24 protein-coding genes are annotated in these 24,793 nt (G+C 68.3%); 18 read left to right on the top strand and 6 right to left on the bottom strand.

Annotated elements, in window-relative coordinates; genetic code table 11:
- Nucleotides 1–2: 2 nt before the first annotated feature.
- Nucleotides 3–1,514: a YifB family Mg chelatase-like AAA ATPase gene (locus tag GH815_RS08095; RefSeq protein ID WP_153748259.1), complete on the top strand. Its 1,512-nt coding sequence runs from the start codon at nt 3–5 to the stop codon at nt 1,512–1,514.
- A 22-nt stretch (nt 1,515–1,536) separates the two neighbouring features.
- Here the strand turns inward: GH815_RS08095 and GH815_RS08090 are convergent, their stop codons facing one another.
- The 5 genes from GH815_RS08090 to rsmI all read right to left on the bottom strand — a co-directional run bounded on the left by GH815_RS08090 (nt 1,537) and on the right by rsmI (nt 5,980).
- A complete protein-coding gene (locus tag GH815_RS08090) occupies nt 1,537–3,228 on the bottom strand; it encodes a tetratricopeptide repeat protein (protein ID WP_153748258.1) in 1,692 nt (563 codons plus the stop codon).
- 78 nt (nt 3,229–3,306) lie between these two features.
- Nucleotides 3,307–3,618 carry a hypothetical protein gene (locus tag GH815_RS08085; RefSeq protein WP_153748257.1) on the bottom strand — a complete coding sequence of 104 codons (312 nt, stop codon included), beginning with the start codon at nt 3,616–3,618 and terminating at the stop codon, nt 3,307–3,309.
- 151 nt (nt 3,619–3,769) lie between these two features.
- A complete protein-coding gene (gshB, locus tag GH815_RS08080) occupies nt 3,770–4,711 on the bottom strand; it encodes a glutathione synthase (protein WP_153748256.1) in 942 nt (313 codons plus the stop codon).
- A gap of 58 nt (nt 4,712–4,769) precedes the next feature.
- The gene (locus GH815_RS08075; protein ID WP_153748255.1) at nt 4,770–5,123 is read right to left on the bottom strand and encodes a YraN family protein; all 354 of its coding nucleotides are present in this window, start codon (nt 5,121–5,123) and stop codon (nt 4,770–4,772) included.
- Complete coding sequence (rsmI, locus tag GH815_RS08070) at nt 5,120–5,980, bottom strand: 16S rRNA (cytidine(1402)-2'-O)-methyltransferase (RefSeq protein ID WP_153748254.1); 861 nt, start codon at nt 5,978–5,980, stop codon at nt 5,120–5,122. The genes GH815_RS08075 and rsmI overlap by 4 nt, the downstream gene beginning before the upstream one ends.
- 90 nt (nt 5,981–6,070) lie before the next feature.
- On the opposite strand from rsmI, the gene GH815_RS08065 reads away from it, so the two are divergent.
- From GH815_RS08065 to murJ, 3 genes are read left to right on the top strand one after another with little or no spacing between them, the layout of a single operon-like run.
- Nucleotides 6,071–7,240: a penicillin-binding protein activator gene (locus GH815_RS08065; RefSeq protein WP_153748253.1), complete on the top strand. Its 1,170-nt coding sequence runs from the start codon at nt 6,071–6,073 to the stop codon at nt 7,238–7,240.
- Nucleotides 7,200–10,031, top strand: coding sequence for a [protein-PII] uridylyltransferase (locus GH815_RS08060; protein WP_153748252.1), 2,832 nt, complete (start codon nt 7,200–7,202; stop codon nt 10,029–10,031). The genes GH815_RS08065 and GH815_RS08060 overlap by 41 nt, the downstream gene beginning before the upstream one ends.
- On the top strand, nt 10,031–11,575 hold the full coding sequence (murJ, locus tag GH815_RS08055) for a murein biosynthesis integral membrane protein MurJ (protein WP_153748251.1): 1,545 nt from the start codon (nt 10,031–10,033) through the stop codon (nt 11,573–11,575). Before GH815_RS08060 ends, murJ begins: the two co-directional genes overlap by 1 nt.
- Here the strand turns inward: murJ and GH815_RS08050 are convergent.
- A complete protein-coding gene (locus GH815_RS08050; RefSeq protein ID WP_153748250.1) occupies nt 11,566–12,252 on the bottom strand; it encodes a rhomboid family intramembrane serine protease in 687 nt (228 codons plus the stop codon). The two genes, murJ and GH815_RS08050, sit on opposite strands and share 10 nt — an antisense overlap.
- 79 nt (nt 12,253–12,331) lie before the next feature.
- Between GH815_RS08050 and trpS the strand changes: the two genes are divergently transcribed.
- The 14 genes from trpS (at nt 12,332) to GH815_RS07980 (ending at nt 24,793) form a co-directional block, all read left to right on the top strand.
- Nucleotides 12,332–13,363 carry a tryptophan--tRNA ligase gene (trpS, locus tag GH815_RS08045; protein ID WP_153748249.1) on the top strand — a complete coding sequence of 344 codons (1,032 nt, stop codon included), beginning with the start codon at nt 12,332–12,334 and terminating at the stop codon, nt 13,361–13,363.
- A 4-nt stretch (nt 13,364–13,367) separates the two neighbouring features.
- Nucleotides 13,368–14,435, top strand: a complete 1,068-nt coding sequence (locus GH815_RS08040) for a hypothetical protein (protein WP_153748248.1) — start codon at nt 13,368–13,370, stop codon at nt 14,433–14,435.
- Between the two features lie 64 nt (nt 14,436–14,499).
- The gene (locus tag GH815_RS08035) at nt 14,500–14,883 is read left to right on the top strand and encodes a VOC family protein (protein ID WP_153748247.1); all 384 of its coding nucleotides are present in this window, start codon (nt 14,500–14,502) and stop codon (nt 14,881–14,883) included.
- Nucleotides 14,884–15,169: 286 nt separating this feature from the next.
- Nucleotides 15,170–16,033, top strand: coding sequence for a branched-chain amino acid aminotransferase (locus tag GH815_RS08030; RefSeq protein WP_153748246.1), 864 nt, complete (start codon nt 15,170–15,172; stop codon nt 16,031–16,033).
- A gap of 215 nt (nt 16,034–16,248) precedes the next feature.
- Nucleotides 16,249–16,704: a universal stress protein gene (locus GH815_RS08025; protein WP_153748245.1), complete on the top strand. Its 456-nt coding sequence runs from the start codon at nt 16,249–16,251 to the stop codon at nt 16,702–16,704.
- A gap of 76 nt (nt 16,705–16,780) precedes the next feature.
- On the top strand, nt 16,781–17,350 hold the full coding sequence (locus tag GH815_RS08020; RefSeq protein WP_153748244.1) for a NifU family protein: 570 nt from the start codon (nt 16,781–16,783) through the stop codon (nt 17,348–17,350).
- Nucleotides 17,347–17,961, top strand: coding sequence for a tRNA (adenosine(37)-N6)-threonylcarbamoyltransferase complex dimerization subunit type 1 TsaB (tsaB, locus tag GH815_RS08015; RefSeq protein WP_343030719.1), 615 nt, complete (start codon nt 17,347–17,349; stop codon nt 17,959–17,961). Before GH815_RS08020 ends, tsaB begins: the two co-directional genes overlap by 4 nt.
- Nucleotides 17,958–18,374, top strand: a complete 417-nt coding sequence (locus tag GH815_RS08010) for a GNAT family N-acetyltransferase (RefSeq protein ID WP_343030717.1) — start codon at nt 17,958–17,960, stop codon at nt 18,372–18,374. Before tsaB ends, GH815_RS08010 begins: the two co-directional genes overlap by 4 nt.
- 95 nt (nt 18,375–18,469) lie before the next feature.
- Nucleotides 18,470–19,459 (top strand): BMP family lipoprotein, encoded by a 990-nt coding sequence (locus tag GH815_RS08005; protein ID WP_153748242.1) that lies wholly within the window; start codon nt 18,470–18,472, stop codon nt 19,457–19,459.
- Nucleotides 19,460–19,464: 5 nt separating this feature from the next.
- Entirely contained in the window at nt 19,465–21,015 is a 1,551-nt protein-coding gene (locus GH815_RS08000; RefSeq protein WP_153748241.1) for an ABC transporter ATP-binding protein, read from the top strand.
- Nucleotides 21,015–22,112, top strand: a complete 1,098-nt coding sequence (locus GH815_RS07995; protein ID WP_246176356.1) for an ABC transporter permease — start codon at nt 21,015–21,017, stop codon at nt 22,110–22,112. The genes GH815_RS08000 and GH815_RS07995 overlap by 1 nt, the downstream gene beginning before the upstream one ends.
- The gene (locus GH815_RS07990) at nt 22,112–23,077 is read left to right on the top strand and encodes an ABC transporter permease (RefSeq protein ID WP_153748240.1); all 966 of its coding nucleotides are present in this window, start codon (nt 22,112–22,114) and stop codon (nt 23,075–23,077) included. Before GH815_RS07995 ends, GH815_RS07990 begins: the two co-directional genes overlap by 1 nt.
- A gap of 46 nt (nt 23,078–23,123) precedes the next feature.
- Entirely contained in the window at nt 23,124–24,038 is a 915-nt protein-coding gene (locus GH815_RS07985) for a sulfite exporter TauE/SafE family protein (protein ID WP_153748239.1), read from the top strand.
- On the top strand, nt 24,038–24,793 hold the full coding sequence (locus GH815_RS07980) for a TIGR02186 family protein (protein ID WP_153748238.1): 756 nt from the start codon (nt 24,038–24,040) through the stop codon (nt 24,791–24,793). The genes GH815_RS07985 and GH815_RS07980 overlap by 1 nt, the downstream gene beginning before the upstream one ends.

Raw genomic sequence — 24,793 nt, 5'->3', positions numbered from 1 at the left:
GAATGGTTGCGCGGGCCTTCACCGTGGCCTTCGAGGGCGTCGAGGCCCGGATCGTCGAGGTTCAATGCGCGGTCGCGCCCGGCCTGCCGGCCTTTTCGGTCGTCGGACTGCCCGACAAGGCGGTGAGCGAGGCGCGCGACCGGTTGCGCGCGGCCCTAGTATCGATGGGGGTGGCGCTGCCCTCGAAACGGATCACGGTGAACCTTTCGCCCGCCGACCTGCCCAAGGAAGGCTCGCATTTCGACCTGCCGATCGCGGTGGCGCTGCTGGCCGCGCTTGACGTGATCCCACGCGATGCGGCCGAGGGCTGCGTCGCGCTGGGCGAGTTGTCGCTGGACGGCCGCCTGGTGCCGGTGCTGGGCGCGCTGCCCGCCGCGATGGCCGCCGCCGAGGAGGACCGCGCGCTGCTTTGCCCGCGCGCCTGCGGGGCCGAGGCCGCCTGGGTCGGCGGCACGCAGGTTCTGGCCGCGCCCGATCTGGCGGCCGTGGTGCGCCATTTCACCGGACAGGCGCCGCTGGCCCCGGCCGAGCCGGGCGAGGTCGCGGACGGTCCCGCCGCGCGCGACCTGTCCGACGTCAAGGGGCAGGAACGGGCCAAGCGCGCCCTCGAAATCGCCGCCGCGGGGCGCCATCACATGCTGATGGTCGGCGCACCCGGTTCGGGCAAATCGATGCTGGCCGCGCGGATGCCGGGCATCCTGCCGCCCCTGTCACCGGTCGAGGCGCTGGAAACCTCGATGATCCACTCGCTGGCCGGGCTGCTGGACGAGGGCGGCATCTCGCGCCACCGCCCGTTCCGCGAGCCACACCACACCGCGTCGATGGCCGCCATCGTCGGTGGCGGGCGTGGCGCCAAGCCGGGCGAGATCAGCCTGGCGCATAACGGCGTACTGTTCATGGACGAGTTCCCCGAATTTCCCCGCGCCGTGCTGGAAACCCTGCGCCAGCCGATCGAGACGGGCGAAGTCGTGGTCGCCCGCGCCAATGCCCATATGCGCTATCCCTGCCGCTTCCTGCTCGTTGCGGCGGCGAACCCCTGCAAATGCGGCTACCTGGCCGATCCGGCCCGCGCCTGCGCCCGGGTGCCCGCCTGCGGCGAGGATTATCTGGGCCGCATCTCGGGGCCGCTGATGGACCGGTTCGATCTGCGCGTCGAGGTGCCACCGGTGGCCTGGGCCGATCTGGACCTGCCCGCCACCGGCGAACGCTCGGCCACGGTCGCGGCCCGCGTCGCCGAGGCGCGCGCCGCGCAGGCCGCCCGCTTTGACGGGCATCACGGCATCCGCGTCAATTCCGAGGCCGAGGGTGCCCTGCTTGAGGAAATCGCGGCGCCCGACGCCGAGGGCCGCGCCCTGCTGGCGCGGGTGGCGGAACGCTTCGGGCTGTCGGCGCGGGGCTATCACCGGGTCTTGCGGGTCGCGCGCACGATTGCCGATCTGGATGGTGCCGCCACCGTCGCCCGGCCCCATGTGGCCGAGGCAGTCAGCTTCCGGCTGTCGGTGGCCGACGCCTGAACCGGGGCGGCAAGCGGCCTGCTCAGCCGGGACCGACGACGTCCAGAATCCCGGCCAGGGCCGCGATGATCGGCGGGTCGGGAAACACCATCGCAATCTCCTCGAGCGCCCGCGCGACGGTCTTGCCCTGCTCCTCCAGCCGGGCGTCCGTCCGCGCGGCCTCGCGCAGGTCACCGCTCAGGCGCGCCGCAGCCAGTGCCAGCACGAGCCCGCGGGGATCGCCGCTTTCGACGATGCGCCGTGCCTCTGTGGCAAAGCCCGCCTGGTCCCCGCGCTGGAACGCATCAAGGGCAAGCGGGATGCGGTACCATCCCGGCACCACCGGCCATTCCGCCACAACCCCGCGCAGCAATTCCACGCCCTTGTCCCAATCTCCGGTCAGACAGAAAAGCCAGCCCCGCCGGACCCGGATCTCGGGATGCGAGGGATTGAAATACGCCGCCCGCTCAAGCGCCGCCGATGCCTCGTCGAACCGGCCCAGCGCGGTCATGATCGAACCCAGCGTCTCGTATCCGTTGGACCCGTTGGGATCGAGCAAGACTGCCCGGTTCGCGGCCCTGAGCGCGGCGTCGAGCATGGCGGGCGTCTGGGCCGCGCCGGCCTCGACCCAGTCGAGAAACTGCATGAACGCCGCCGCCGCCCAGATCTGGCCTACCCCGCTGCCCGCGTCCGTCAGGCGCCTCAGGCAGTCGCGGGCGCGGCGCCGGTCGCCCGCATCCTTGGTAAGATCGTAGCTTTGCCACATCAGGTAGCACTGGAACTCGGTGACGCTGCCCTCATGCCAATCGAGGCGGCTTTCCCTGAGCCGCGCCCGCGCCTCGGACTCGATCACGCCCAAGGGGCCGCCGATCTGCACAACCAGCCTGTCAAGCTTGTCCTGCAACGCCTCGGCGCCCTGGCTGCCATTCCCGCCCAGCGCAAGACGGGTGGACCAAAGGATGCTCCGGTCGCCCCCGCGCATCAGATTCAGGCTCAACAGGGGGCCTTCTGCCCCGGGTTGGAGCGTGGCACCGATCAGGAAATCCGGAGAGCGCCCGTTCTCGAACCCCGCGATACCCGGCGAGGTCACGCGCAGGCTGCGGTAATGCGACAACTCGTTTGCCAGAAAACCGGCAATCCCGGCGGCGGGATAGGGCCCCAGGGTATTGGGACGGCGATCCTCGATGGGTTCGAGCCGAACCAGCGGATAGCCCGGCCCCGGCGTGATCTGTTCAGGGGGCGAAACCACCGCAAACAGGACGGCACCGGCCACGGCCAGCGCCACCAGCCCCGTGGCAACCCGCCGCAACCGACCGGACGCGGGACGCGAATGCCCCTGCTGCGGCGGTGACCGGCATACCACCTCGATTTCGTACTGTCCCTTGGGGATCCGCAGCGCCAGCGGATCACCCCGGCCCTGCCCGTCGAAATAGGCGTCCAGCGCCTTGCGCAGGCGGGCGATCTCGACACGCACGATGCCATCCGTCGCCGGGTCGAACCCGGAGGTACGGCCCAGCACATCGACCGCAATCGCATATTCCTTGAGCTTCGTGCCCGGCGCTGTCGAAAGATTGTGCGCGATCAGGTAGTCCAGCAACCGATGCCGCCGCGACCCCTGTTCAAGAACACCGGCGCGCAGAAGCCGCTCGACCTGTTCGCCGATGCCAGAGCCGACAGCGGCCGAACCCACATCTTCCGGGGAGGACAGAGCCTGAGAGCCGGGCATCTGGGGCATCGCGCAAACTCGGCAAACCAATCTGGCCAAGACTAGCTTGGCCAGGCGCGATGCAGCAATATGACAGATCGGCCGGGGTCAGCGCCGGGTCGAGGACGCGCCGCACCGGGCGGTCACATCGGCAAAAAGGCGCACGGCCTCCAGGGCGAACTGATCGAAATGGTATTGCGCGGCGGGATTGTCGGACAGGCCCACCAGGGCAATCGTCTCGTCGAGCAGCCCCAGCAGCCGGTCGAGGGCGTGCAGCGCCGCCTCGTCGGGCTCGATCGGGGCCGCATAGCCCCGGCCATGCAGGGGAATGACCTCTGCCGTTCGGGCCACCCGGCCCTCGCCTATGCCGAACCCGGTTGCACCGGTGGTCCCGGTGCATTTCATGTAGTCGCGATTCATCCTGAATTCTCCGTGCAGCCGGCCACGCGTCCTCGCGCGCCGGATCATGCAGACCGACCTATGCCAAAGCCCAGGGTTCGCAACGCACGTACGCGTACAAGCCCGGGTTTCGTTGGCAACAGGCCGTACAGATCCGCCCCGGGGCCGCGTGTCAGGCGCGCTTCGCCTCGATCCGCTCCCACAGCCCGGCCGCTAGGTTGCGCGCGTCGAAGCGTTCAAGCTCCTGCAAGCCGGTGGGCGAGGTGACGTTGATCTCGGTCAGCCAGTCGCCGATCACGTCGATTCCCACGAACATCTGTCCGTGCTCGCGCAGCGTCGGCCCGATGGCAGCACAGATTTCCAGATCGCGCGCCGACAGTGCCGCCCGCTCTGCCCGCCCGCCCGCATGCAGGTTCGAGCGCGTCTCGCCCTCGGCGGGCACGCGGTTGATTGCCCCCACCGGCTCGCCGTCGATCAGGATCACCCGCTTGTCGCCCTTCTCGACCGCAGGCAGGAATTTCTGCGCGATCAGCGGCTCGCGGCTCATGCCGGTGAACAGCTCATGCAGCGAGGCAAGGTTGCGGTCGCCATGCTCCAGCCGGAAGATGCCCGCGCCGCCATTGCCGTAAAGCGGTTTCAGGATGATGTCGCCATGTTCGGCCTTGAAGGCGCGCAAGGTGGCCAGATCGCGGGCAATGATCGTCGGCGGGATCAGTGCGGGAAATTTCAGCACCAGCAGTTTTTCGGGGAAGTTGCGCACCCAGAACGGATCGTTCAGCACCAGCGTCTTCGGCGTCAGATGTTCCAGCAGATGTGTGGTGGTGATGTAGCCCATGTCGAAGGGCGGATCCTGGCGCAGCCAGACGACATCGTAATCGCCCAGATCGACCTCCTGCTCGGCGCCCAGCGCGTAATGGTCACCCACCACCCGGCGCAGTTCCAGCGGCCAGCCCCGCGCCATCACCCGCCCGTCATTCCAGAAAAGCCGGTCGGGCGTGTAGTAGAACAGGCTGTGCCCGCGCGCCTGTGCTTCCTCGGCGATACGGAACGTGGTGTCGGCGGCAATGTCGATGGACCCGATCGGGTCCATCTGGATGGCAACCTTGAGCGGCATCGGAACCCTCCCCGTTTCGGCCCTTCATGGCCGAGCGGAAAGGGCTTTGCAACGCCGCTCAGGCGGCGAAGGCGTTCTCGAGGATCTCGATCCGGCCCATGGCATCGACCAGTGCCACGTCGAACCGGATATCGGTCAGCTGGCCGCGGGGCTCGCCATCAAGGAATTCCTGTGCGGCGGCCATGATCCGGCGGGCCTGCCGGGGCGAGACCCGTTCGGCAGCGCGGGCAAAGCTGCTGCTTTGCTTGACCTCGACAAAGATCACCTCGTCCCCTTCGCGCGCGATCAGGTCGATCTCGCCCGCCCGGCCGCGCCAGCGCCGGGCGGCAATCGCCAGCCCGCGCCGTTCGTAGCCGCGCGCAACGCTGTCCTCGGCTGCAAGCCCCGCATGAAATCCGACCGTCCCGCTCATTCCTTGCCCTCCAGCCGCAGCGCTGCGCGATAGACGTCGCGGCGCGGCAGATCCAGTGCGGCCGCCACTTCGGCAACCGCATCCTTGACCGATCCGCGCGCCAGTGCCGCCCGCAACGCCGCCTCCATGTCCTCGAGCGCCGCAGCCGCGCGCATGCCCCGGCCCACGACCACCACGATCTCGCCTTTCACCTCGCGCCCTTCGAAGGCCGCGGCCAGTTCGCCCAGCGTGCCGCGTGTCACTTCCTCGAAGCGTTTGGTCAGTTCCCGGCACACCGCCGCCGGGCGCATCTCTCCCAGAGCATCCGAAAGTTCCCTTAATGTTCTCCTAACACGCCGGGGCGATTCGTAAAACACCAGTGTCGCCGCGATCCCGCCGATCTCGTCGAAAAGTGCGCGCCGCGCTGCGGCTTGGGGCGGCGGAAAGCCCACGAACAGCACCCGGTCGCTGGGCAGCCCCGCCACTGTCAGCGCCGCCAGCATCGCCGATGGCCCCGGCGCGGTATGGACCGGGACGCCCGCCGCAATGGCGTCGCGGGCCAGCGGATAGCCCGGATCTGCCACCATCGGGGTGCCTGCCTCGCTGACGCAGGCGACCGACTTGCCGGCGGCGGCCATCGCGATCAGCTTGTCGCGCACGCCCGGCGCGGAATGGTCGTGATAGGCGATCAGCAGCCGGTCGCCCAGCGCGATGCCGTGGATCTGCATCAGGTGGCGCGCGGTGCGGGTGTCCTCGGCTGCGATGACATCGGCCGAGGCCAGGATGTCGAGCGCCCTCAAGGTAATGTCGCGCGCCGCCCCGATGGGGGTGGCGACGAAATGGATGCCGGGGGGCAGGGATATGTGCTGGATGTCCAGGCCGGGCCTCTGGGTTTTGTCTGACGTTTACTTGGGCGGCCGATCCGCTTAGGCTCGCCCCGACCCGAAAGACGTTGCGAGGAAGTGCCCATGTTCGCCGTTTTCCGTACCGCAGGCAAGCGGTTGGCCTTGCTGATGGCCGCGCTGGTGCTGGTGGCCGCCTGCCAGCCGACCTCTGTCGTGGGCACCGGGCCCAGCATCAACACACGCCAGGCGGTGCCGGTGGCGCTCCTGGTGCCGCGCGGCTCGGCCTCGGCGGGCGATCAGGTGATCGCGCGCAATCTGGAAAATGCCGCACGGCTGGCCATTGCCGATTTGCAGGGGGTCGAGATCGACCTTCGCGTGTATCCCACCGCCGGGCGGCCCGACCGGGCAGCAGCCGCGGCACAGCAGGCAGTGGCGGATGGCGCCAAGATCATCCTTGGCCCGCTTTACGCCGAATCCGCCAATGCCGTTGGCCTTGCCGTGGCGCCGCGCGGGGTCAACGTGCTGAGTTTCTCGAACAATACCCAGATCGCGGGCGGCAATGTCTTCGTGCTGGGCCCGACCTTCGAGAACAGCGCGAACCGGCTGGCCAGCCATGCCGTCGCGCAGGGACGGCGCAGTTTCATGGTGATCCACGATCCCGATGTCGCGGGCCAGGCCGGGCGCTCGGCGATCGAGCAGGCGGTGGCCCGCAGCGGTGGGCGGGTTGCGGGCACCGGCACCTATGAACTGTCGCAGAACGGGGTGGTCCAGGCGATCCCGACGCTTGCCGCACGCACGCGGGGGGCCGGGGCGGATGCGGTGTTCTTCACCGCGGCAACCGCGGGCGCGCTGCCCTTGCTGGCGCAGCTTCTGCCCGAGAACCGCGTCGATCCGGCCAGCGTGAAATTCATCGGCCTGACGCGCTGGGACATTCCGCCCTCGACTCTGGCGCTGCCGGGCTTGCAGGGGGGCTGGTTCGCGCTGCCCGACCCCGATCTGACCCGCCGTTTCGAGTCCCGCTACATGGCCGCCTATGGCGAGCCTGCCCATCCGACCGCGGGGCTGGCCTATGACGGCATCGCGGCAATCGGGGCGCTCGTGCGTCAGGGCAGTTCGGATGCGCTGACCGTCCGGGCGCTGACCCAGCCCTCTGGATTTGCCGGGGTGAACGGTGTATTCCGCCTGCGACCCGATGGCACCAACGAACGTGGGCTGGCGGTCGCCGAAATCCGGAACAACCAGGTGATCGTGATTGACCCCGCCCCCAGAAGCTTCGCCGGCGCCGGATCATAGGCCCGCCAGACCGGGTAACGCCCCGACCACAGCCGAAGACCCGGCGCCGGACAGCCTGATCTGTCCGGCGAACCAGATATTCGACAGGGCTGCCTTTGCCGCGGAACTCGCCCGGCTCGGGGCCGAGGGCGCCGAGCCCCGCGCGCTGCGCGATGCGATGGTGCGCCACCTGCGCGAGGCCCGCATCCGCGGCCGCGCGGCCATCGCCGCCGCCTTTGCCGAACGGCCCTTCGACGCGGGCCCCACCGTGCGCGCCTATACCTGGCTGACCGATTGCCTTGTGCGAGCGACGCTGGAGATCGCCCGCACCCACCTGCATCCCAAGCCAAACCCGACCGAGGGCGAGCGGCTGGCCGTGTTTGCCGTCGGCGGCTACGGCCGGGGCGAGATGGCGCCGCACTCAGATGTCGATCTGCTGTTCCTGACGCCCTGGAAGATCACCCCCTGGGCCGAGAGCGTCATCGAATCGATGCTCTACATGCTGTGGGATCTGCGGCTGAAGGTCGGCCATGCCTCGCGCACGGTGAAGGATTGCGTGCGGCTGGGGCGCGAGGATTACACGATCCGCACCGCGCTGCTGGAAAACCGCTTTCTCGCGGGGCATGCACCGCTGGATCGCGAATTGAACGATGCGCTCTGGCGCGACCTGTTCGACGGCACCGAGGGCGATTTCATCGAGGCCAAGCTGGCCGAGCGGTCGGAGCGCCACCGCAAGCAGGGCGGGCAGCGCTATGTCCTGGAACCCAACGTCAAGGAGGGCAAGGGCGGTCTGCGCGACATGCAATCGCTCTACTGGATCGCGAAATACATCTATCGCGCCGACCGCGCCTCGCGTCTGGTCGGGCTGGGCTTCTTCACCGAAGAGGAGTTCCGCGGCTTCGTGAACGCCGAGCGCTTCCTCTGGGCGGTGCGCTGCCACCTGCACCTGATTACCGACCGGGCGATGGACCAGTTGACATTCGATCTTCAGGTCGAGGTCGCCGCGCGCATGGGCTTTGCCGATCACGGCGGGCGGCGCGCGGTCGAGCATTTCATGCAGCATTATTTCCGCCACGCGACCACGGTGGGCGATCTGACCCGGATCTTCCTGACCAAGCTGGAAGCCGCGCATGTCAAGAGCGAGCCGCGGCTTCTGGGCCTGTTCCGGCGCCGCCGCAAGATGCCCGAGGGCTACGAGATCGCCCAGAACCGGATGAACGTGGCCGATCCCGCGACCTTCCTGGCCGACAAGATGAACCTTCTGCGCATCTTCGAGGAGGCGCTGAAGGCGGGCACGCTGCTGCACCCGGATGCGATGCGGCTGGTCAAGGCGAACCTGCACCTGATCGACGACAGCCTGCGCGCCGATCCCGAGGCGCAGCGCATCTTCCTTGACCTGATGCTCAAGCACGGCAATCCCGAACGAGCGCTGCGGCGGATGAACGAACTGGGCGCGCTGGCCGCCTTCATCCCCGAATTCGAGCCCATCGTGGCGATGATGCAGTTCAACCTCTACCACCATTACACGGTGGACGAGCACATCATCCAGTGCATCTCGACGCTGGCGCAGATCGAACGCGGCGAACTGGTCGAGGAACTGCCCATCGCGTCGCGCATCCTCAAGGAGGGGGTGAACCGGCGGGTGATCTATGCCGCGCTGCTGCTGCACGATATCGGCAAGGGGCGGCCCGAGGATCATTCGGTGCTGGGCGCCCAGATCGCGCGCAAGGTGGCGCCGCGGCTGGGGCTGAAACCCGAGGAATGCGAAACCGTCGAATGGCTGGTGCGCTATCACCTGCTGATGTCCGACATGGCGCAGAAGCGCGACCTGTCGGACCCGCGCACGGTGCGCGATTTCGCCAAGGCGGTGCAGACCCGCAAGCGGCTGGACCTGCTGACGGTGCTGACGGTCTGCGACATCATCGGCGTCGGCCCCGGAACCTGGAACAACTGGAAGGCGCAGCTGATCCGCCAGCTTTACCGCGAAACCGCGACGGCGCTGGAAAAGGGGCTGGAGGCCGTCAACCGGCGCACCCGCGAGGACCACGCCAAGCGCGCGCTGCGCGAGGCGCTGACCGACTGGGACAAGAAGGATCTGCGCGCCGAGACCGCCCGCCACTACCCGCCCTACTGGACCGGCCTGCCCGGCGGCACGCATGCGATCTTTGCCCGGCTGCTGCGCGATCTGGGCGATGACGAGATCCGCATCGACCTGGCCGAGGATGCCGACCACGACGCCACTCGCGTCTGTTTCGCGCTGGCGGACCATCCGGGCATCTTCTCGCGGCTGGCGGGCGCGCTGGCGCTGGTCGGCGCCAATGTGGTCGACGCGCGCACCTATACCACCAAGGACGGCTATGCGACCGCCGTGTTCTGGGTGCAGGATTCCGAGGGTACCCCCTACGAGGGCGCCCGCCTGCCCCGCCTGCGCCAGATGATCGAGAAGACGCTGGCGGGCGAGATCCGGCCGCGCGAAAAGCTTGCCGACCGCGACAAGCTGAAAAAGCGCGAACAGAGCTTCCGTTTCCCGACCTCGATCACCTTCGACAACGAGGGGTCCGAGATCTACACGATCATCGAGGTCGACACCCGCGACCGACCGGGCCTGCTATATGACCTGACCCGCGTGCTGGCCGATAGCAACGTGTACATCGCCTCGGCCGTGATCGCGACCTTCGGCGCGCAGGTGGTCGACAACTTCTATGTCAAGGACAGCTTCGGGCTGAAGCTGCATGCCCGCGCGCGCCAGGAATCGCTTGAGAAGAAGCTGCGCGCCGCGATCGAGCGGGGCGCGCAACGGGCCAGCGCCTGATGCAGCCGATCCGACTAGTGAAAGGTTTCGTGACGGTCGGCGTCTGGACCTTTGTCAGCCGTATCGTCGGCTTCGTGCGCGACATCCTGATCGCGGCCTATCTGGGCGCGGGGCCGGTGGCCGAGGCGTTCCTGATCGCCTTTTCCCTGCCCAACATGTTCCGCCGCTTCTTTGCCGAAGGCGCGTTCAACATGGCCTTCGTACCGATGTTCGCGAAAAAGCTGGAAGGGGGCGACGACGCGCTGGATTTTGCCCGCGATGCCTGTACCGGGCTGGCCACCATCCTGATCGTCCTGACCCTGATCGCCCAAGTGGCGATGCCGTTTCTGGTGCTGGCGATGGCAGGGGGCTTTGTCGCGGACGAGCGGTTCGACATGGCCGTTCTCTATGGCCGCATCGCCTTTCCCTATATCCTGTTCATCTCGCTCGCCGCGCTGTTGTCCGGCGTGCTGAACGCCACCGGGCGCTTTGTCGCCGCTGCCGCCGCGCCGGTGCTGCTGAACCTGCTCTTCGTTCTGGCGATGGTGGCGGCGCATCGGATCGGCTGGCCCATCGGCGACACGCTGGCTTGGACCGTGCCGGTCGCGGGGATCGCGCAGCTTGCGCTGGTCTGGGTCGCAGCCTCGCGCGCGGGGTTCCGGCTGACCATCCGGCGGCCCAGGATGACGCCCGAGCTGAAGCGGCTGGCGATCATCGCCGCACCCGCTGCGCTGGCGGGCGGCGTGGTGCAGGTGAACCTGCTGATCGGCCGTCAGGTTGCCAGTTTCTTCGAAGGTGCGGTGGCGTGGCTTTCCTATGCCGACCGGCTGTACCAGTTGCCGCTGGGCGTCGTGGGCATCGCCATCGGCGTGGTGCTGCTGCCCGACCTGTCGCGCCGGTTGCGGGCCGAGGATACCAATGGCGGGCGCGATGCGTTCAACCGCGCGGGCGAGATGGCGCTGGCGCTGACCGTCCCGGCGGCGGTGGCGCTGGCCGTCATTCCCGGCGCGATCGTCGGCGTACTGTTCCAGCGCGGCGCCTTCGATGCCGCCGACGCCGCAGCCACGGCGCTGGCGGTGGCGGTCTATGGCGCGGGCCTGCCCGCCTTCGTGATGCAGAAGGTTCTGCAACCGCTGTTCTTCGCGCGCGAGGATACGCGGCGGCCGTTCTATTACGCGCTCTGGGCGCTGGTCGTGAATGCGGGGCTTGCCATCGGTCTTGCCCCCTTCATCGGCTATATCGCGGCGGCCTGGGGCACCACGCTGGCGGGCTGGGCGATGGTCGGGCTGCTCTGGGCCGGGTCACGCCGCTATGGCGCGGCAGCGACGCTGGACAGCCGGTTCCGGGCGCGGATCTGGCGTATCCTCGCGGCCTCGGCGCTGATGGGGGTGGTGCTCTGGGCCGCGGCCTCGGCGCTGGCGCCCTGGCTGGAGGCGGGCCGGATCCGCTATGCCGCTCTGGCCGGGCTGGTGGGGATCGGGATGGTCGCCTATTTCGGCGCGGGCCACCTGCTGGGCGCGTTCCGCCTGTCCGAGTTCCGCCGCGCGCTCAGCCGTCAGCGGTGACGGATCCGTGCCCGCACCCGGCCCCAGCCGCCCGGGCTGACGACAAAGGACATCAGGAAGCCGGTGCCGAACCCTGCAAGATCGGCCAGCCAGTCATTGCTGCCGCCGAACAACAGGCCGAACACAAGCTGGATGCCCAACAGAACCCCGATCAGCGAGAACGCGCGATACTGGTTCGTCCCGGTCCCGGCCAGCCGCACCCACAGAAGGAAGGTGAAGGCCCCGATCAGCCCGTAGACCGCCGGAAAACCACCCACCAGCGGCGCAGGATCGTCCAGCAGCAGGCCATAGGCCAGCGCCCCCATGATCGCCGAGCAGAAGAACACCGCCAGCACCGCCCAGGGCCGGAAGATCTCGGCCACCATCTTGCCCAGCGCCAGGATGAAGACGACGACAAAGACAGCATGCGTCACGCCCCCATGCACGAAGGGATAGGTCACGAAGCGCATCAGATGCTGCGGCGGAAAGCGGCCCTCGGCCAGCATCCAGTCAAGCACCTGCCCCGAGAAGGCATAATCCTGAAACGCCGCCAGCCGCCAGCCCACGGCCTCGGGCCCGCCCAGGATGCCGCGCGCCCCAAGGCTCAGGACCGCCTCCATCGCGATGACCGGCAGAACCAGAAGCCAGATCACCGCGGGCAGCGGATTCAGCGGATGGGCGTTCGGATCGGGGGACATGCGGCACGGGCCTCGGTTGACGGTGTTGCCCCGCATGGGTAAGCGAGCGAGGCAACAAATTCCAGACGGAGATGACCCCATGGCCGAGGTGGTCCACACACCGCGCGTCTTTTCCGGCATCCAGCCCTCGGGCGGGCTGACGCTGGGCAACTATCTCGGCGCGCTCAAGCGCTTTGTCGAGACCCAGGACCAAGGCGGCATCGAGACGGTCTATTGCATCGTCGACATGCACGCGATCACCGTCTGGCAGGATCCCGAGAAGCTGACCCATGCCACGCGCGAGCTTGCCGCGGGCTTCATCGCCAGCGGGATCGACCCCGCCCGCTCGATCCTGTTCAACCAGTCGCAGGTGCCTGCCCATGCGCAACTGGCCTGGCTCTTCAACTGCGTCGCGCGACTGGGCTGGATGCAGCGCATGACCCAGTTCAAGGACAAGGCGGGCAAGAATTCCGAGAACGTGTCGCTGGGGCTCTTTGCCTATCCGGCGCTGATGGCGGCCGATATCCTTGTCTATCACGCGACCCATGTGCCGGTGGGCGAGGACCAGAAACAGCATGTGGAACTGACCCGCGACATCGCGGCCAAGTTCAACAACGATTTCGGGGTGGAGTTCTTTCCGCTGCCCGAACCCGTGATCGAGGGCGCGGCGACGCGGGTGATGTCCTTGCGCGACGGCACGAGGAAGATGTCGAAATCCGACCCCTCGGACATGAGCCGGATCAACCTGACCGATGACGCGGACACCATCGCGAAGAAGATCCGCAAGGCCAAGACCGATCCCGAGCCCCTGCCCGAGACGCCGGAGGGACTGGAGGGACGGCCCGAGGCGCGCAATCTGGTCAACATCTACGCCGCCCTTGCGGAACTGACGCCCGAACAGGTGATCGCGGAACATGGCGGCCAGCAATTCGGCAGCTTCAAGCCGTCGCTTGCCGATCTGGCGGTGGCACGGCTGGCGCCGATCACCGCCGAGATGGCGCGGCTGATGCAGGATCCGGCCGAGATCGACCGCATCCTTGCCGCGGGCGCCGAGCGCGCGAACGAGATCGCGGCGCCGATCCTGAAGCGCAGCTACGAGATTGTGGGCATGGTGGGCGCCCGGGGCGCCTAGACCCATGCGGCGGGCGGCGCGGGCCATCCTGACGCTGCTGCTCGCCCTTTCGCTTGCGCTTTTCCTCTGGTCGGGCTGGCGGCTCGCGGCCGGCTGGCCGGGCAGCGCCGTGATCGACGCCGGGGCCGCGCGGATCGAGGCGGGGCTGGTTCGGCAACTGGCCCGGGCCGCCGGTGACGGGCGCATGATCGCACGGCTCGATGCGCTTCTGGACGAGACCCCGCGCAACTGGCTGGCGATCGACGCCGTGGCCGAGGAACTGGCGCGGCAGGACGTGGCGCTGCCGCCGGAACTGGAGACCCGGCGCGCAAGCCTGCGCAACGCCGATAACGGCACGCTGAGGATGGCCGGGGCCTGCTTGCGCTGCGGCCGCAATGTGGCCGACTGCGAGTTGTCCGCCGCGCTGCTCTGCGGGGCGGCGGTCCAGTTGTCGCCTGTGGGCGACGTGCAGTCCCTGGCGCGCGAGGGCGTTGCCTACCTGCGCGGGGATGCGGTTGACCGCGTCGACGTTCTGCTTTCGGCCCTGGGTCTTTCGGCGGCCGTGCTGGTGCCGGCGACCGGAGGCAGCAGCAGCGCGGTCAAGCTGGGCGCGGGCGTGGCGAAACTTGCCCATGGAATGGGGCGCCTGCCGGCAAGGCTCACGCAAACATTTGCGGACGCCGCCCGGGATGGCCTTGACTGGCAGCGCCTGCCAGACGCGCGCAGCGCCGCGGACCTGAAGGCATTGATGCGACCCGAGCGGCTTCGGCCGGCGCTTGATCTGCTGGAGGATGGCGGGCGCATGAAGACCGCGGTCGGGCTCGCGGGCACGCTGCACCTGCTTGGCGCGGCCGAGGATGCAGGCGACCTGCGCCGCCTTGCGACCATCGCCGAGGCCGCGCCCGCACGTAGCATCGCCGGGCTGGAGGTGCTGGGCAAGTCGCGCCTTCTGCGCCTTGCCGTGCAGATCACTGACGCCGTGGCGCACCTCTTGGCAGCGCTGGCCGGGTTGCTTGCATCCCTGCTCGGGCTCTTTGGCCAGGCACTCGTCTCAGCGTTGCTGCGTCGCCTGCGCTGCGCCGCCCAAGGCTGATCCGCGGCGATTCGTACGGGACAACGCCCCGTCGCCATGGCAGACTACCCAAAGGGGGCTGCCGATGCGCTTTCGCTACACGATCCTCTACGTGCCCGACGTTGCCGCGACGCTGGATTTCTACGGGCGCGCATTCGGCATGACGACGGGCTTCCTGCATGAAAGCGGCGAGTATGGCGAGCTTGCGACGGGCGAGACGAAGCTGGCTTTTTCCTCGGTGCGGCTGATGACCGAGCTTGGCAAACATCCCGGCCAGCCCGATCCCGCCGCGCCGGTCTTCGAGATCGCCTTCGAGACCGGGGATGTCGCCGGGGCGGTGGAGCGCGCGCTGGCCGCGGGGGCGCGGCTGGTGCAGGCGCCGCGCGACGAGCCCTGGGGGCAGACCACGGCCTATGTGACCGACCCGAACGGCTGTCTGGTCGAGCTGTGCAGCCCGATGGGCGGATAGCGCAGCGCCAGTTTCACGAAACCGATACCGGCCCGACATGCGGACGACTCGCGGCCGGTGGAGGATGGGCGCGACCGGTCACCCATCCGGTTCCCCGGGGCCCGATTCCCCAAGTCCGGCGCACCCGATCCGCCCGCGCCTGTCCCGGGTTCTTGTCGCGCGGTCCCTGCCCTGGCCCGCGCGGTACGGCGCCCCCGGCCGCCCCGCCGGGGGTGTCTGCCTTCCGGTCTGGACGCCCCCGCAGGCCGGGTCTAGGCTGCGCCCTGGTTCAGGAAAGGGGTCAGACATGGCAACCGGCAACAACATCCGCACCTATTTCGAGGGCAGCTGGCACCGCTCGGACCTGGCGGTAATGCGCGCGGCCGACCATGGCAGTTGGCTGGGGACGACCGTGTTCGATGGCGCGCGCTATTTCGAGGGGATCGCCCCCGACCTGATGGCGCATTGCGAACGGGTGAACCGCTCGGCCGAGGCGCTGATGATCACGCCGACGCTCAGTGCGCAGCAGATGCATGACCTGATCTGGGAGGGGCTGAAGACCTATCCGGAGGATGCCGCGGTCTATATCCGGCCGATGTACTGGGCGCTTGACGGCGATTTCCTGGGGATCGTGCCGAAGCCGGGTGCGACGGGCTTTGCGATCAGCCTGGAGGAAATCGCGATGGCGGCCCCGGGCAGCGCCACGACGCTGACCACGACGCGGTTCCGCCGGCCCACGCTGGACTGCGCGGTGGTCAATGCCAAGGCGGGCTGTCTTTATCCCAACAATGCGCGGATGCTGGCCGAGGCACGCGCCAAGGGGTTCGGCAATGCGCTGGTGGCGGACGCGCTGGGCAATGTCGCCGAGACAGCCACGGCCAACGTGTTCATCGTGAAGGGTGGCCAGGTTCTGACGCCGATCCCGAACGGCACCTTCCTGGCGGGCATCACGAGGGCGCGGCATATTGCCAATCTGCGCGCCGCGGGGATCGCGGTGCATGAAACGGTGCTGGGCTTTGACGATGTGCGCGCGGCCGACGAGGTGTTCCTGTCGGGAAACATGATGAAGGTGACGCCGGTCAGGGCGTTCGACGATGTGCAGTACCAGCCCGGGCCGATGACCCAGAAGGTGCGCGAGCTTTACTGGGACTGGGCGCATTCGGGCGGCTGAGGGGGCACTCCCGCCCCCGGCCGGCGCGGGGCGCTGAAGCCCCGCTTGTCCGGGGTTGGGGGTGGCGCGGCCTTGCGGCCGCGCGCCTCCGGCGGGGGTATTTTGACCAAGAAGAAATCCGGAGGTATTCGGGGGCGGCGCCGGTGCGGTTGCGCGGGATTGCCAGCGCGGCGCGGCTCGGTCATTCTGGGGCGCGATTTCCCTGGAGGGCGCGGATGCGCAAGTTCCTCGTGATCCTCGACGACACGCGCGAATGCCTGAACGCGATGCGCTTTGCCGCGTTGCGCGCGGCGCGGACCGGGGGCGGGGTGCAGATCCTGTCGGTGATCCCGCCCGAGGAATACAATCACTGGATCGGTGTGGGCGAGATCATGCGCGAGGAGGCGCGTGAGCGGATCGAGGCGCATTTCGAGGTCTTTGCCAAGTGGATGCGTGACCGGCAGGGGGTCGATCCGGAACTGGTGATCCGCGAGGGCGAGCCGGTGCCCGAGATCCTGGCCCAGATCCGCGACGATCCCCGGATCGGCGTTCTGGTACTGGGTGCGGGCACCGACAAGAAGGGGCCGGGGCCCCTGGTGACGCAACTGACGAAAAGCGCGGGCATGCTGCCGGTGCCGATGACCATCGTTCCCGGCGGACTGTCGAAGGAGGGGCTGGAGGCGGTGTGCTGAGCCTCTGGAATCGTTGCAAACTTGACACAGCGCCCGAGCGAGCGCATATCCCACCTCTGATCCGAGGACCGTTTTCATGTTCATCCAGACCGAATCCACCCCGAACCCGGCCACGCTGAAATTCCTGCCCGGTCAGGCCGTGCTTGAGGCGGGAACCGCCGATTTCCCCTCGCCCGAGGCCGAGGGGGCCGACCGCTCGCCGCTGGCGCGGCGCATCTTCTCGGTCGCGGGCGTGCGCGCCGTGTTCATGGGGCTTGATTTCGTCACCGTGACCAAGACGGACGGGGTCGAGTGGGACCACATCAAGCCCGCGATCCTGGGCGCGATCATGGAGCATGTCCAGTCGGGCCAGCCCGCGATCATCGGCGCGGCGGCCGAGGCGCATGCCGCGCATGACGGACCGGATGCCGATATCGTGAACCAGATCAAGCAGTTGCTCGATACCCGCGTGCGTCCTGCGGTAGCCCAGGATGGTGGCGACATCACCTTTCACGGCTTCGAGCGGGGGGTGGTCTATCTGCACATGCAGGGCGCCTGTGCGGGTTGCCCGTCCTCGACGCTGACGCTTAAAATGGGCATCGAGAACCTGCTGCGTCACTATATCCCCGAGGTTACCGAGGTGCGCCCGGTCACCGAAGAGGTGTGATGGACGCCCCCACGGTCCTGGCCTTCGACACATCGGCCGCGCATTGCGCGGCCGCTTTGCTCTGCACGGGCCGGATCGTCGCCGAGCGGCACGAGGAAATGGGTCGGGGGCAGGCCGAGCGGCTGATGCCGCTGCTGCAAGGGGTGCTGGCCGAGGCCGGGCTGGGCTGGGACGCGCTGGATGGGATCGGGGTTGGCATCGGTCCGGGCAATTTCACCGGGATCCGTATTGCCGTTGCGGCCGCGCGCGGGCTGGCGCTGGGGCTTTCGGTGCCTGCGGTCGGGGTTTCGGGCTTCGAGGCGATGGCCGAGGGCGAGGCGGGGCCGGTGCTGGTGGCGCTGCCCGGTCCGCGCGGGACGGTCTATCTTCAGCCGCTGGCCGATGGCACGGCGCTGGCCCCACCCCGCCAGGTTGCGCCCGAGGATATCGCGGATGCGCTGCCGCCGGGGGCGCGGCGGATCGGGCCGGGCGGTTTCGACGGCATCGCGCCCCGGATCGCGCGGATCGCCGCCGCGCGGCTGGGCCAGAACCTGCCCCGGCCCGCGCCGCTTTACCTGCGGCCCGCCGATGCCGCGCCCCCCGCCGATCCCCCGCCGGTGATCCTGCCGTGACGCCCGAGGCGCTGGCAGCGCTGCATGCGCTGTGCTTCACTCATCCCCGACCCTGGTCGGCGGCCGAATTCGCGGCGCTGCTGCCCGGCCCCGGTGTCTTTCTGGTGACGGAGGAGTCAGGTTTCGCCCTGGGCCGTGCCATCGCGGGCGAGGCAGAATTGCTGACGATTGCGGTCCCTCCCGAGGCCCGGCGCCGGGGTCTTGGCCGCAGCCTGATCGCCCGGTTCGAAGCCGAGGCGCAGGCGCGCGGGGCGAGCCATGCCTTTCTGGAGGTCGCGCTGGACAATGCGGCCGCGCGCGCCCTCTATCAGGCGGCGGGCTATGCCGAGGCAGGCCGCAGGCCGGGCTATTGCACCGCCCCCGATGGCAGCCGCATCGACGCACTGATCCTGACCCGGGCGCTGGAGAGCTGAGGCCAGAAACCGGTTGACGCCCTGTCGGGGCTCGTCGCTAAATCAGGTCAATGCGGCCCCCTGCCCTGTCCGCCAACCAACCGGGAGTGATTTCGATGACGCTGTTTCATAAAGCCCTTGGCGCGACCGCTGCGCTGGCCCTGTGCGCGGGGGCTGCGCTGGCCGAACCGGCGCTGATCTATGATCTGGGCGGCAAGTTCGACAAGTCGTTCAACGAGGCGGCCTTCAACGGGGCGGAACGCTGGAAGGCCGAGACCGGCGGCAGCTATCGCGAGATCGAACTGCAATCCGAGGCCCAGCGCCAGCAGGCCCTGCGCCGCTTTGCCGAGGCCGGTCTGAACCCGATCGTGATGGCGGGCTTTGCCTTCGGCTCGGTGCTGGAGGAGGTTGCGGCCGATTATCCCGACACGACATTCCAGATCATCGATACCCGCGTCGATGCCCCGAATGTGCGCGCCATCGAGTATTCCGAGCATGAGGGCAGCTATCTGGTGGGCATGATGGCCGCCATGGCCTCGAAATCCGGCACTGTGGGCTTTGTCGGCGGCATGGACATTCCGCTGATCCGCAAATTCGCCTGCGGCTATGCCCAGGGGGTCAAGGCGGTGAACCCGGACGCGACCGTGATCCAGAACATGACCGGTACCACGCCCGCCGCCTGGGCCGATCCGGTCAAGGGCGGCGAACTGGCCCGCGCGCAGATCGCGCAGGGGGCCGACGTGATCTATGCCGCCGCGGGCTCGACCGGGGTGGGCGTGCTTCAGACCGCGGCCGATCAGGGGATCCTGTCGATCGGCGTGGACAGCAACCAGAACCACCTGCATCCCGGTCAGGTGCTGACCTCGATGATCAAGCGGGTCGATCTGGCGGTCTACGAGGCATTCACCGCGGGGGCCGATCTGGAAACCGGCTATTTCGTCCTCGGCCTTGCCGAAGACGGCGTGGGCTATGCGCTGGACGAGCACAACAAGGATCTGGTGAGCGCCGAGATGATCGCCGCGGTCGAGGAGGCCAAGGCGCGGATCGTCTCGGGCGATCTGGCCGTGCATGACTACATGACCGACAACGCCTGCCCGGTGAAGTAACCGGCATGGCGGGGGCGGCCGGGGGGCAGCGCGTCCCCGCCATCGAGTTGCGCGGCATCTCCAAGGCGTTCGGCCCGGTGCAGGCGAACCGCGACATCTCGCTGACAGTGATGCCCGGCACGATCCACGGCATCGTGGGCGAGAACGGCGCGGGCAAGTCCACGCTGATGTCGATCCTTTACGGCTTCTACAAGGCCGATGCGGGCGAGATCCGCATCGGTGGACAGCCAAACCAGATCTCCGACAGCCAGGCCGCGATCCGTGCGGGCATCGGCATGGTGTTTCAGCATTTCAAGCTGGTCGAGCCCTTCAGCGTTCTGGAAAACGTGATCCTGGGGGTCGAGGACGGCCGGCTTCTGCGCCCCTCGCTTGCCCGGGCGCGTGGCGCGTTGAAGCGGCTGGCCGAGGATTACGAATTGCATGTCGACCCCGATGCACGGATCGAGGATCTGGGCGTCGGCATGAAGCAGCGGGTCGAAATCCTCAAGGCGCTGTACCGGCAGGCCGATATCCTGATCCTGGACGAACCGACAGGCGTGCTGACCCCGGCCGAGGCCGATCACCTGTTCCGGATATTGGAAAACCTCAAGTCCCAGGGCAAGACCATCATCCTGATCACCCACAAGCTGCGCGAGATCATGGCGATCACCGACACGGTTTCCGTCATGCGCCGCGGGCAGATGGTGGCGACGCTTGAGACCGCGCAGACCAGCCCCGGCGAGCTTGCGGAACTGATGGTCGGCCGCAAGGTGCTGTTGCATATGGACAAGAAACCGGCCGCACCAGGACGCACGGTTCTGGCGGTCGAGAACCTGCGCGTGACCGATATCGACGGGGTCGAGCGGCTCAGGGGCGTGTCGCTGTCGGTGCGGGCGGGCGAGATCCTGGGCATCGCCGGGGTCGCGGGCAACGGGCAGTCGCAGCTTCTGGGCGTGCTGGGCGGCACGTTACGCGGCAGCGGAACCGTGCGGATCGAGGGGCGGGAAATCGACCTTGCCGCGCGCGATGCGGGCCAGTCCCGGCGCGCGGCGGGCATCGCCCATGTTCCCGAGGATCGCCAGCGCGAGGGGCTGGTCATGGAATTCCTGGCCTGGGAGAACATGATCTTCGGCTATCACCACGACCCGGCCTGCCAGCGCAACCGCGCGCTGATGGACAATGCCGCGATCCGCGCGATGACCGCCGAGCGGATGGCCCGCTTCGACGTGCGCCCGCCCGACCCCGACCTGCCCGCGCGCAGCTTTTCGGGCGGCAACCAGCAGAAGATCGTCCTGGCCCGCGAGATCGAGCGCAATCCCGCGCTGCTGATCGTTGGCCAGCCCACCCGCGGCGTCGATATCGGCGCGATCGAGTTCATCCACCAGCGCCTGATCGCACTGCGCGACGCGGGCGCCGCGATCCTGCTGGTCAGTGTCGAACTGGACGAGATCCTGTCGCTGTCCGACCGCATCGCGGTGATGTTCGACGGCCGGATCATGGGCGAGCGGCGGCCCGAGGAGACCGACGAGAAGGATCTTGGCCTGATGATGGCTGGCATGCGGGGAAAGGCGGCCTGATGCGCGATGCGATGCCGAAATGGGCCGATCTGGTGCTGATCCCGCTGGTCAGCCTGGTGCTGGCCTTTGGGCTGTCGGCGCTTGTGATCCTGGCCATCGGCGAGGATCCGGTGGCGGCGGTGCGGATGATGGTCTCGGGCGCGCTGGGGTCGACCTATGCCTGGGGCTACACGCTTTACTACGCGACGAATTTCATCTTTACCGGGCTGGCCGTCGCCGTCGCGTTCCAGGCGCGGCTGTTCAATATCGGGGGCGAGGGGCAGGCGATGCTGGGGGGGCTTGGCGTCGCGCTGATCTGCCTGTCCCTGCCCTGGCCGCATTGGGCATTGGCGCTGCCTGCCGCGGCGCTGGGCGCGGCGCTGTTCGGCGCGGCCTGGGCGGCGGTTCCGGCCTGGCTACAGGCCACGCGCGGCAGCCATATCGTCATCACCACCATCATGTTCAATTTCATCGCCGCGGCGGTGCTGAACTACCTGCTGGTGAACGTGATGCGGCCCATCGGTTCGATGGACCCGGCGACCGCGAAATTCCCGTCGGGCACGCATCTGCCCAGCCTGCATGACCTGCTGGCCCCCTTCGGCATCGCGTTCTCGCGCGCGGCGCCGGCCAACATCACCTTCCTGATCGCGATTGCGGCCTGTGTGCTGGTCTGGCTGATCGTCTGGCGCACGCGGCTGGGCTACGAGATCCGCGCCTATGGCCAGTCGGAACCCGCCGCGATCTATGCCGGGATCCGGCCGGTGCGCATCGTCATGGCGGCGATGCTGATCTCGGGCGCGCTGGCAGGGCTGATGGCAGTGAACAACGTGATGGGCGAGGCCGAGCGGCTGGTGCTGAACGCGGTCGAGGGGGCGGGTTTCATCGGCATCGCGGTCGCGCTTATGGGGCGCAGCCACCCGTTCGGCGTGTTCCTGGCCGCACTTCTGTTCGGCTTTCTCTATCAGGGCGGGGCTGAACTGGCGCTCTGGACCGATATCCCGCGCGAACTGATCGTGGTGATCCAGGCGCTGGTGATCCTGTTCACCGGCGCGCTGGACAACATGGTGCGGATGCCGCTGGAACGGCTGTTCCTTGCGCTGCGCCGGGGGCGGGCGTGATGGATTTCGCGACCGTCCTGCAAATCCTCGACTCGACCGTGCGGCTGGCCACGCCCCTGTTGCTGGCCTGCCTTGCCGGGCTGTTTTCCGAACGGGCGGGCATCTTCGATATCGGGCTCGAAGGCAAGATGCTGGCCTCGGCCTTCTTCTCGGCGGCGGTGGCGGCGGTGACGGGGTCTGTCTGGCTGGGGCTTGGTGCGGGCATCGCCGCCTCGCTGGTGATGGCGGCGATCCATGGCGCGGCCTCGATCAGTTTCCGCGGCAACCAGTTGATTTCGGGCGTCGCGATCAATTTCCTGGCCGCCGGGCTGACCGTGGTCATCGCCCAGACCTGGTTTTCGCAGGGCGGGCGCACGCCCTCGCTGATCGGCGCCGCGCGGTTCGAGCCGATCACCCTGCCGCTGGCCGAAACCCTGCAACCCGTCCCGATCCTCGGCCCCATCTATCACGAGCTGATCTCGGGCCACACGCTGCCGGTCTATCTGGCCTTTGCGCTGGTGCCGGTGAGCTGGTGGGTGCTTTACCACACCCGCTTCGGGCTGCGCCTGCGCGCGGTGGGCGAAAGCCCCGAGGCGCTGGATACCGCAGGCGTCTCGGTGGTCGCGACGCGCTATGCCGCCGTCGCGATCTGCGGCGTGCTGTGCGGCATCGCGGGCGCCTATCTTGCAACCGCGCTACAGGCAGGGTTCGTCAAGGACATGACCGCCGGGCGCGGCTTCATCGCGCTGGCCGCGCTGATCTTTGCCAAGTGGCGGCCCTGGCAGGCGCTGGGGGCCACGCTTCTGTTCGGTTTCCTGCAGGCGATCGCGCTGCGCTATCAGAATATCGACCTGGGCGGGGTTGTCGTGCCCGTGCAGGTGATGGACGCCCTGCCCTATGTGCTGACCGTCGTGATCCTTGCGGGCTTTGTCGGGCGCGCGATCCCGCCGCGTGCAGGGGGCGAGCCCTATGTAAAGGAGCGGTAAGGCGATAACCTTGCCAGGCGGGGGCGACAGGCTTTAGGGACGATACATGACGATCTACCTGCCCATCGCCGAGGTTTCCGTGAACGCCTTCCTGTTGTTGGGAATGGGCGGGCTGGTCGGCGTGCTGTCGGGGATGTTCGGGATCGGCGGCGGCTTCCTGATGACGCCACTTCTGTTCTTCATCGGCATCCCGCCCGCGGTGGCCGTCGCGACCGAGGCCGCGCAGATCGTCGCCTCGTCCTTTTCCGGCGTTCTGGCCCATGTCCGGCGCAAGACGGTCGATTTCCGGATGGGCACGGTGTTGATGATCGGCGGGCTGGTCGGCGCCGGGATCGGCATCGCCATCTTCAACATGCTGCGCCAGATGGGTCAGGTCGATCTGCTGGTCAAGCTCTGCTATGTCGTTTTCCTAGGCATCATCGGCGCGCTGATGTTCGTCGAAAGCCTGCGCGCGATCCGCCGGTTGCGCAGCGGCAAGACCGCGCCAAGGCGCCGTCAGCGGACATGGATCCACGCCCTGCCCTTCAAGATGAAGTTCCGCACCTCGGGGCTTTACATCTCGGTCATCCCACCCTTGGCGGTGGGCGCGCTGGTCGGCATACTGGCGGCGATCATGGGGGTGGGCGGCGGCTTCATCATGGTGCCCGCGATGATCTATCTGCTGGGGATGCCCACCAAGGTCGTGGTCGGCACCTCGCTCTTTCAGATCATCTTCGTCACCGCCTTTGCCACGCTTCTGCATGCCACGACGAATTTCACCGTCGATCTGGGGCTGGCGCTTCTGCTGCTGATCGGCGGCGTGATCGGGGCGCAGGTCGGTGCGCGGATCGGGGTCGGGATGAAGGCCGAACAGTTGCGCATCCTGCTGGCGCTGCTGGTGCTGGCGGTCTGCGGCAAGCTGGCGCTCGATCTGCTGCTGGAACCGGCCGAGATCTACTCGCTTTCGGTGGGGAGGTTCTGATGCGGCTGATCCTGCTTCTGCTCTGCCTGATGGCCGCGCTGCCCGCGCGGGCCGAACGGGTGGTGGCCGGGCTCAGCCAGACCCATGTCGCGATCACCACGAGTTTTTCGGGGTCCGAAATCCTGATCTTCGGCGCGGTCCGGCGCGAGGCGCCGCTGCCCGAGGGCGCGCTGCATGTCGTCGTCACCGTCGCGGGCCCCTCTGGCCCCGTCACCGTCCGGCGCAAGGCCCGGCGGCTGGGCATCTGGGTCAATACCGAAGCGGTCGAGATCGACGCCGCCCCCAGTTTCTACGCCGTGGCCAGTACCGCGCCGCTGTCCGAGGCGCTGTCGCAGACCGAGGATCTGCGCCACAAGGTCTCGATCCCGCGGGCGATCCGGGCGGTCGGCACCGCCGCCCAGGCCGCGGATGCCGAAAGCTTCGTCGAGGCGCTGATCCGCATCCGCAGCAGCAACGGGCTTTACCAGGTGCTGCCGGGCGAGGTGTCGCTGACCGAGGACACGCTGTTCCGCACCTCGGTCGCCTTGCCCGCGAACCTGACCGAAGGCGACTACCAGACGCGCATCTTCCTGACCCGCGAGGGTGAGGTGATCGACGCCTTCGAGACCGTGATCGCGGTGCGCAAGGTGGGGCTGGAACGCTGGACCTACCTGCTGGCCCACGAGCAACCGCTGCTCTACGGCATCCTCTCGCTGGCCATTGCCATCGCGGCGGGCTGGGGTGCCTCGGCGGCGTTCCGGCTGATCCGGGGCTAG

It is taken from the genome of Rhodovulum strictum (assembly GCF_009649175.1).
In the GTDB taxonomy this organism is placed as follows: Bacteria; Pseudomonadota; Alphaproteobacteria; order Rhodobacterales; family Rhodobacteraceae; genus Rhodovulum; species Rhodovulum strictum.
Note: the sequence above shows the minus strand (reverse complement) of the source record. Positions and strands in the feature narration are given on the sequence as shown.